The sequence below is a fragment of the Daejeonella sp. genome (assembly GCF_044232565.1).
Lineage (GTDB): Bacteria > Bacteroidota > Bacteroidia > Sphingobacteriales > Sphingobacteriaceae > Daejeonella.
This window is the reverse complement of sequence record NZ_JBIILQ010000101.1, coordinates 1-9213: the sequence shown is the minus strand read 5'-3', so window position 1 is coordinate 9213 and position 9213 is coordinate 1. Positions and strand designations below refer to the sequence as shown.

General features: G+C 35.4%; 3 protein-coding genes. All 3 read right to left on the bottom strand.

All coding sequences use genetic code 11. The annotated features are described in order from the left end of the window. A partial coding sequence (locus ACILQF_RS07100) for an amino acid adenylation domain-containing protein (RefSeq protein WP_395626720.1) occupies nucleotides 1-4550 on the bottom strand: 4550 nt, incomplete at its 3' end. Between the two features lie 3 nt (nucleotides 4551-4553). Next, on the bottom strand, nucleotides 4554-5567 hold the full coding sequence (locus tag ACILQF_RS07095) for a TauD/TfdA family dioxygenase (protein ID WP_395626719.1): 1014 nt from the start codon (nucleotides 5565-5567) through the stop codon (nucleotides 4554-4556). 1 nt (nucleotide 5568) lies between these two features. After that, the coding region (locus tag ACILQF_RS07090) for an aminotransferase class III-fold pyridoxal phosphate-dependent enzyme (RefSeq protein ID WP_395626718.1) at nucleotides 5569-9213 on the bottom strand (3645 nt) is incomplete at its 5' end.

Here is a 9213-nt window from a genome sequence, read left to right as displayed (position 1 = left end):
AAAGAACTGTAAATAGACTCATTTTTATTATTCCAATCTTTAGAATGATAACCAAACGTCTTAAGCTGCTCCTTTTCAGAAGAAAGAAGCATCGGAATTTGGGCTAAATTTTGCTCCGGATTACGAACAATTTCTTGCGCAATTTGCTCAAAATGTACTGAGAGTTGGCTAATGAAATCGCCTGTAAATAAATCAGTTGTATAGTCTATTTCTAATTGTAAGTCACCATTAATTAAGGTGAAATTAAAAGCTAGGTCTACTTTAGTAGCGGTGCCTATTGTTGGTATTTTCTGGAATACTATTCCCTCAATTTCAAATTCAGACTGTACGGCTCTATCCTGTAAATTAAAAAGTACATTAAATAGCGTATCCGATGAGTTATCAAGAGTTCTAAGGTCTCTAACAAGTAAATCAAATGGATAATGTTTATGCGTCAAACCCTCTAATAATAAATCTCTAATCTCAGAAACCAAGGTATTTGCAGGTAAATTTGGATTGATTGTATTCCGCAAAACGATGGTATTTAAGAATAATCCAACCTGATCGTCAAACACTTCATCCAAACGTGTATCTACCGGTATTCCTATAGCCCATTCTTCCTGTCCACTGTATCGATAAAGTACTGTTTCAACCAATGAAATAAGAATAGCAGAAAGGCCTGTTTTTTTTTCTGCAGCAAATACCTGAAGTGGTTTTGAAATGCTCGAACTAAATGTTTTTGTAATAGAGGCCGATTGGTATTGTCTATTGACTATTTGTTTTTCGGGTGCTTTAATTGAACATTTAGGTAAAACACCTTGCAATTGTTTCATCCAATAAGCACGACTTTCTGATTGCAAAGAATTTTTTTGAAGGTTATTTTGCCACGCAGAAAACTCTTTATATTGATATGGAGAAGCAAATACTTGCACTGGTTGCTGCTCTTTTGACAATAAATGGTAATAATTTTTTAAATGCGAAAATAAAATTTCTTCTGATCGTCCATCTGCTATTATATGGTGCATATTTAGTAAAAATAACCACCTATTTTCTGCCAATTTATAAAGCGATGCACGGTATAAGGGTGATTCAGAAAGATCTATATATTGACGGGCATGTGTTTCACATGTTTCTTGGATTAATTTATCGTCAATCGTAAGGGATGACCAATCTTCAAAAGAATAAGAAAATGCTGACGGAAGATGAATTACCTGCCGAAGACCCTGTGCATTCATCTCAAAAGATGTTCTTAAGGATTCAAATTGCTGAATTAGGAGTTCAAAAGTTGAAACTAACGCATTTTTATTCAGATTTCCCTTAATTAAATAAGCTGCAGGCAAATTGTAGGCGGAAGATTGTAATTGAAACTGTTGTGCCGTCCAAATACCCCATTGCGCGCCTGATGCCTCGTAATCAGTTTGATGTGGGAGTATTTGAGGCAAATTTTGTTTGATTGAATTTAATTTTTCAACCAAAAGTGCCTGCTGATAAAGTAATGTATTATTGAAAATATCTTTCAGCTGAAAATCAAGTTGTAATTTTTTCTTTAACCGTCCAACTAATTGTGCTGCTTTGATACTTTGTCCGCCTAAGTTAAAAAAATCATCATTTCTACTAACGGTATCTTTGTTCAAAACCTCTTTCCATATTTCGGCAATTTCTTCCTCTGCTTGGTTAGCAGGTGCTTCATAAGCTATTCGGTTTTCATTTATAGTTAGCTCATGCGAAATTAATTTCTTTTCGTCAATCTTGCCGTTAGACGTAAGCGGCATTTCCGTTACCCGAAAATAATGTGCCGGCAACATATAATTAGGGAGATTTAATAGTAATTGTGCCTGGATATCAGCAATTGAAGTCTGGTTAATTGACACATAAAAAGCCACTATTTGATATTCGCTTTCTGTTTTTTGAAGCAGAACATGAGCACCTGAAATAGTATCAATATTTTTTAAATAATGAATAATTTCTGCTAATTCAATCCGATATCCCCTAATTTTAACCTGATTATCTATACGACCAAGAAACTCGATCTCACCATCCGGCAAAAGCCTCGCCAAATCTCCAGTACGATACAATAATTTTTCTGGGGACCATTTTGCGGGGATAAATTTCTCTGAGCTTAGATCTTCATTATTAAGATAACCATTTGCAAGTCCATCTCCGGCCAGGTAAAGCTCCCCACTTATTCCTGCACATAGTATTTCTTGTTCTCCATTCAGAATAAAAGCTTCCATACGTTTAATGGGATAACCAATTGTTATTCGATCATCTGAAGGGCTTATTTTTTTAACAATACAGCCTACAGTTGCTTCTGTAGGACCATATTCATTATATACTTCTATTTCGTTATTTAAGTCAAATAAAGTCTCTGCCTGGCTCATTTGCAATGCTTCGCCTCCGATGATAACGAGTTGTATCTTGCTTTTTTTCAATGTTAATGTCTTTAAAACATCAATATGTGAAGGAGTCAGTTTAATAGTATCGATACTATGCGTTCCATTGAAACACTGTAATAAAGTCTCACTAATATCCAGGGAATCGTTAATAATAGTTAATGTTTTTCCCATTACCAGCGGAGTAAAAATGCTGGTCATTGTTAAATCGAAAGAAAGAGGAGTGAACCATGCAAAATTTGCTGCCTTCCCTTCAGAAAAATACGATTCAGTACACCATGTAATATAATGAGAAAGATTTCGATGACTTAACATACAACCCTTAGGTTTACCACTGGTACCGGAAGTATAAATAATATAGGCCAATTGTTCTGCTTTTACTTCATCAATAACAATTTTGATATTTTGGCTTTCAGCTTCGTTAATAGCCTCTTTTAAAACTAATTGTGGAGTATTGATTAGTAATTTTTTATCTACAAAAATTAATCGAGGAGATGCATCTTTCAATATGGTTTCAATACGCACTGTGGGCTGCGTTGGATCTATTGGAAGAAACGTAGCTCCTGTCTTGATAATGGCGAGTATTGCAATAATTACTTCTGGCGAACGACCGGTACAGATACCCAGGATATCTCCAGATTTAATATTTTTTTCTTGTATTAAGAACGCCGCAAGCTTTTGAGCCAATTGATGCAATTCGGCATAGGTCCATTCTTGATTCTCATAAACTAAAGCAACATACAAAGGCTTTAATTGATATTGATGATCAAAGGCAGCAATGATAGTATCCCATTTATTGATCCCAACTTTAGAACTTTCACCGACACTATCAAAAGCTCTTAAATTTGTTGGCTGAGAAACTAGTAATGGTCTTTGGATATTTACATCCGTGCTAGGCGCCCCCAACAAACGTTTAACAGTTAGCGAATTTTTGTTAATGATAGAATGCTTGGGTTCAACCAATAATCCTTCTAATAAATTTTGAAGAATAGTGTCCAAAAGAGCGATGGCAGATTCTGAAAACAAAGTTTCATTATAGCTCCATCGGGTAAACTGACCGGTATTAGTTTCAATAATGTCTAACTGCAGATCGGTTCCCGCCTGAAGAGCCTGAAAGTTTGTGTAATTGTTAATCTCATCTGGTAAATGGAGATAATGCAATACATACGGCAATTCGCCATGAGATATTTTATTGATAAATGAGCGGCCAATGTACTCGGCAACTAACTGCTGCTCTTCTCTTGTCTTTTTTATAAATTGAGTGAGATCAAGGGTGTTTTCAATGTTTAACCAAGAAATAATAATTGGAGAATTATGGTCAATACGACCCATCGTTCCAGCTAATTCATCATAAACGCGACCCTTTAGGTTATAGCCAATACCTGTTACATCTTCATCAGTATGATGATGTAACAGAGTGGCAAATATAGCAAGCCACATATCAGCTAAAGTTACATCTCCATGTTTTACCAGCTGATTAATTTGAGTATAAACCACTGAAGAAATAGGCTTTATGCTTGATGAAGCATACTTTATTTTATGCGTATTCCTTTTATTCTGTACAGGTAGCTGAGTACTTGAGTTTGATTGTTTCAGCTGTGCCTGTATCCAGTCTGCTATTTCTTCTGGAACAGATGTTAATGTTTCCTCCTGCCATGAAGAATATTGGGAAAAGCTAATCTGACTTTCTTCCACAAGAAAATTAGATACGATACTATTCTGGATTTGGACGGCAATGTTTATCAGACTGTAAACATCCGCCAAAACAGATGGCAACTGCAAATAAAGATGATATATAAATTCATTTTCATCTTTGGCAATAATAAATACTGTTTTGTCCGCATTATATTCAAAAAAATGTTCAGTGCAATTTTTCAAAAAAAATGAAGAAGAAACGGGCTCATTCTCCAATTGAATAATGAACGGTGAATCTTCCTGAATTCTTTGCAAAGGATAGATACTACTCTCGTCTTTTTCGAGCTTTATTTTTAGGGTTTCATAAGAACTCAATAATTTGCTGATGAGCTCAATAATATCCAGGTTTATTTCAAATTGATGCGCAAACTTCCAGCAATAAAAAATAGGTGCAGGAAATGAATTTTCAAGAGTTTTGTCAATAATAACTTTCTGTTGTTCTGTAAGGGAAATTAATAAATGGTTTTGTAATTGTTGATCCATGAATTAAGCTTCTTTACAAGGTTGCATCATTACAACATTTATTTCTCTTTCTCCTTTATATGAGTTACGGCCATGCGCTGTTAGCATATTATCCATCAATAATATATCACCATGCTTCCATGAAAAGTACACACATTCGTCCTGGTAAGCTTGCAAAATTGCTTGTAAATACTCCTCTTCAATTAAGCTTCCATCCCCATAATAGGTATTAAAAGGCAGCTCATTGGAATCTGTAAAAGCATCTCTTATTTCTGGAGCCAATGCTAAAAAATTGAAAAAATATCCGTGGTTAAACCAAACCTTTTCTCCTGTATCCGGATGCTTACGAACAGCTGGGCGTGTCCATTTTATCTCTAGCCGATCATCTTCAAGCCAGGTAAATTGCATTTTATGGAAATTGCAATATTCTTCAACTACATTCCGGTCGTTTGTCTGATAAACTTCTTGCCAAGATAAGCCTATTCCTTTTTGCAATAACCTGCGATAAAGGATACCCTTTTGTTCAAATTTATTAGCTACTGCTTCAGGTAAATTATTCCAAACTTTTCTTACGTCTGCTATGGGGGTTTCTCCCTGTTCTAGAGCCTCTTTAAAACAATAAAATGCAATTTTCTGAGGCCAAGTATGCGAATAAGAAAGCTCATTATGCATGTTAATAATCTGATCTGCAGGATGTTCTGTAGAGTTATAAATATTTTCTTTGATTTCTGTACGAGGTGATGATCGGTCTTTGTAAGAAAGAAATTCATGATTAAACTGGTGCATTACTTCCTGAAAAGCATCTCTAGTAGGAACTTCAAAACCTCTTAATAAGATAGCCCCAAACTGTTTTAAATCTTGTTCAATTTCTGGCAAATGACTAAGAAACCAGCTTTTCAGAATTACTCCATCTGCTAAAGGACTATAAACCAAAGGAAAACCTTTTGGCTGCATAAGCTCTTTCTTTACCACGCTAGAAATTGGATCTATTGACTTAGGTGCTTTTATAGAAAATTGTGGTCTAGTAGGTAATTGCATATTAGTTCCGATTAGTGGTAGATGTTGAAATAAGCTTGGAAAAATTGTTTTGCCTGTTATTTTTTAAAGAGTGTTGCTGAGATACTTCTTTTTGTTGATTTACGGCATTTATAATTTCACTGACAGACATGGAAGAAAACTGTGCAATGTGTCTAAATAAATTTTGCCAGTCTTGAAGCAATTCCCTAATAAATTTCTGAGAATAGCGACATGGATCATAGGCAACTTTTAAAAGTACATCCTCATGGCCTTCATCAAAACGGAATTCTATTGGATATTTTCTGCAGTCAAGTGATAAATTATTGAATATCTCAAGCTGAAAATCCGCAAATTTATTTCCCTTTTGATGACGATGTAAACGGAAGTTTTGCATAGCAATCTCTATTTCAAAAAATGGCCAATCCTGAGTAGAACGGTCGTTTAAACATTCATTCTTCAAGGTTTCGAAAGAATATTCTTGCCGTTCATAAGCATTTAGAATTAATGATTTTACTTTTTGCAAATAAGTCACAAAAGACTCTTCTTCATTAATATTACTTCTTAAAACAAGCATATTCAGGCAATGGCCAATCAATTTATTCCACTTTGACTGCACCCTTCCTGGAACCGGAGTACCTATAGCAATATCATTTACACCTGTTTTGCTATATAAAAGTAACTTTGTAATTGCAGTGAGTGCTGTAAACGAAGAGGTGTTTTGTTGTTTAATCAGCGTAAGCAAATTCTTGTAATCTGAACCTGCTATTAATATTTCTTCAAAGCTCTCCTGATGAGTATCACTCTTGGCAGTAAGATCACCAGTTAAAGTAAGTGTATTTATTCCCTGCACCTGAGTATGCCAGTACTCTTTCAGTGCCAATATATTGGTTTGATTGAACGTTTCTTGTACATAATGCCTGTACTGATATGCTGCTGGGGGTATTTCGGCATCTGGCTTAATTAGAAGTTGATTATAAGTAGCAATCAGATCATCAAACAAAACTTCCATGGCCCATCCATCGCAAACAATATGATGTACAATAACTGATAATACAAACTTATTGCCTTTGATGGCATACAATAAGACATTCAACAATGGACCTTGTTCAAGATTGAAGGGTTCTCTTATTTTATCAGCTACTATTTTTTGCGCTTCAATCAGCGCTTCTTCTTCACTTAAATACGCTAAGCTTACAGGTTTTATGGCAAAGGAAAATTCCTGATGCACTTCTTGAAACGGTACTCCATCTTTATCAAAGAAAGATGTTCGAAGAATTTCATGATTTTTAATAATCTCAAGACATGATTTTTCAAAAATTTCAATGTTAAACGAACCCTCAACCAAAAAACTTTCAGACAAATTAAAGGAAGCAAGGTTAGAATCTAATTGTTGAGCCCACCATACTCCTTGCTGTGCAGGTGATAAAGGAAATATATTTGAGTTTGTTTCAACTATTACTTTTTCTTTTTCTACCAAATTTATCCATCCTTCTTCCTGTAACTCAGTACAGCTTTCCTTAATAGATAAGATCAAAAATTCAATATCTTCTGATGTATGCGCTGTAGATAGGTAGCAGTTTCTTCCTTCCCAAATGTAAATGCCTCTAGAAAGCAACTTAGCGAATAATAACTCTTCATTACCTTTTAATTTAAACCTGAAAAGAGAGCCAAAATGTACCATTCGGATACTGATTTTAGACGCCTCAAACCAGCGATTTAGTTCATTACACATATACTCTGCTGCGTCTTCCAACTGTATATAAAGGTCTGGATTTTGCTTAAGATGCTCCAATACACTTAACCCAGCTGCCATTGCAAGCGGGTGATGGCAAAATGTTCCGGCAACAAATGTGCTTTTACTGGCTGGATATGATTGATCACCATATTTCCAGAAACCTCCGTCTACAGCATCTAAATATTTGCTGTTTCCAGCCACAACACCAACTGGTATACCTCCTCCAATAACTTTTCCATAAACTGTAATATCAGAACGAACCTCAGTAAAAGCTCTTATCCCATTAATCGCAAATCGAAAACCTGAGATTACTTCATCAAAAATTAGTGCTACTTCATTCTGCTGGGTAATGGCTCGAAGTTCTTTTAAAAATTCAGCGGGGAAAAATTCGGGGTAACGGCTTTGAATTGGTTCCACCAATACTGCAGCCAATTCGGGTGCTAAATCGCGAATAATTTCAAGATCTTCTTCACTCCCATAATGCAAAACAATAACATCCTGGACCATTGATGGTGCTACTCCCGGCGCCAAAGGATCAGCGTAAATGCCCTTCCCTTCTCTTGCAAGAATCCCATCATAGGTTCCATGATAGGAACCTGCAAAAACAACTATTTTGTTTTTACCAGTAATGGCTCGGGCTAATCTAATAGCTACCATTACAGCTTCTGTACCTGTGTTGTAAAATGCTACGCGTTCATTTCCTGTTGCTTTGCAAATAGCTTCAGCAAGTTCACCTGCTAAAGGAGAAAGTGCGCCAAGAACCATATGCTCATCCAACATTTGGTGTAAGCGTTTTTGAACAAATTCTGGATTATAACCAAATAAATTCACACCAAAGCCCATGGAAAAATCCAAAAAACGGTTCCCTTCTTTATCCCATACATAAACGCCCTTTCCTTTTTCAGCAACCAGCTGGTAGGTCATTTCTTTCCATTTAGGTCTGAAACCCGCAATATTTCTATTATTAGCCAACCATTTTCGGTAAAGTTGTGTATGGCTTTTTGAGGTACTACTTATCTTATTTACATTGGCAATAAGCTGCTGGATAGACTTTTCTTTAATAGCATCCAGAGATTCTTGTAAAATATTTACTTCCTTATAGGGGACAAAAGTGTTGGAAGAAGAGGATATTGAAGCAGTTGACTTTAAATAACGTGCGCTTTCAGAAACAATAGCTTGTTTTGGCTGTTGTTTTAATAAATATTCAGCCAGTTTTTCAAGGGTATTAAGACTATCATAAAAGGCCGAAACTTCAATTGCTACATTTCGTTCTCTATTAACCTTTTCTTTTAATTGCATGAGCAGAATAGAATCCATACCGATAGCAAAGAAATCATCGCTAGCATTAATTTGTTCAGCCGGCAATTCCGTAATTTCTCCAACAACTCTGAATAAATAGGTTAAAATATCTTCCTGAACGGATAGTATATCCGTATTACTATTTAATATATCAGGAAGACTCGAATGTTCTTGATTAATTAGTCTTAAATAAGGTTCTGATTCTACCCAGTAATCTTGATGGTTGAATTGATAGACAGGTATATTAACGGAATTGCCAACAAAAAAAGAAACAAACTGATCTGAATTACATCCTTCGATGTACTTACTGGCAATATTCAGTGTGGTTGATGAAATATCAGGCCCACTATTGGAATACAATGTTTTCTTTTCGATTCCTCCGACATTAAATCCATTTAGTAAATGGATCGCTTCTGCTTTAGTTTTTGCTATTACAACAATTCGTTCAGAAAAATGATCTCTATGATTAGCTGCTGTAAAGCAAATATCATTTAAACTATATGGATTTTGGGATAAATATGTTTGATAAGTTTGTACTAATAAAGTTAAGGCAGAACTGTCTTTTGCGGATAGAAATAATGCTAATGGCCGATCATTTTCAGAACTGTCAAGATTAATGTTCTGAGGAACCGA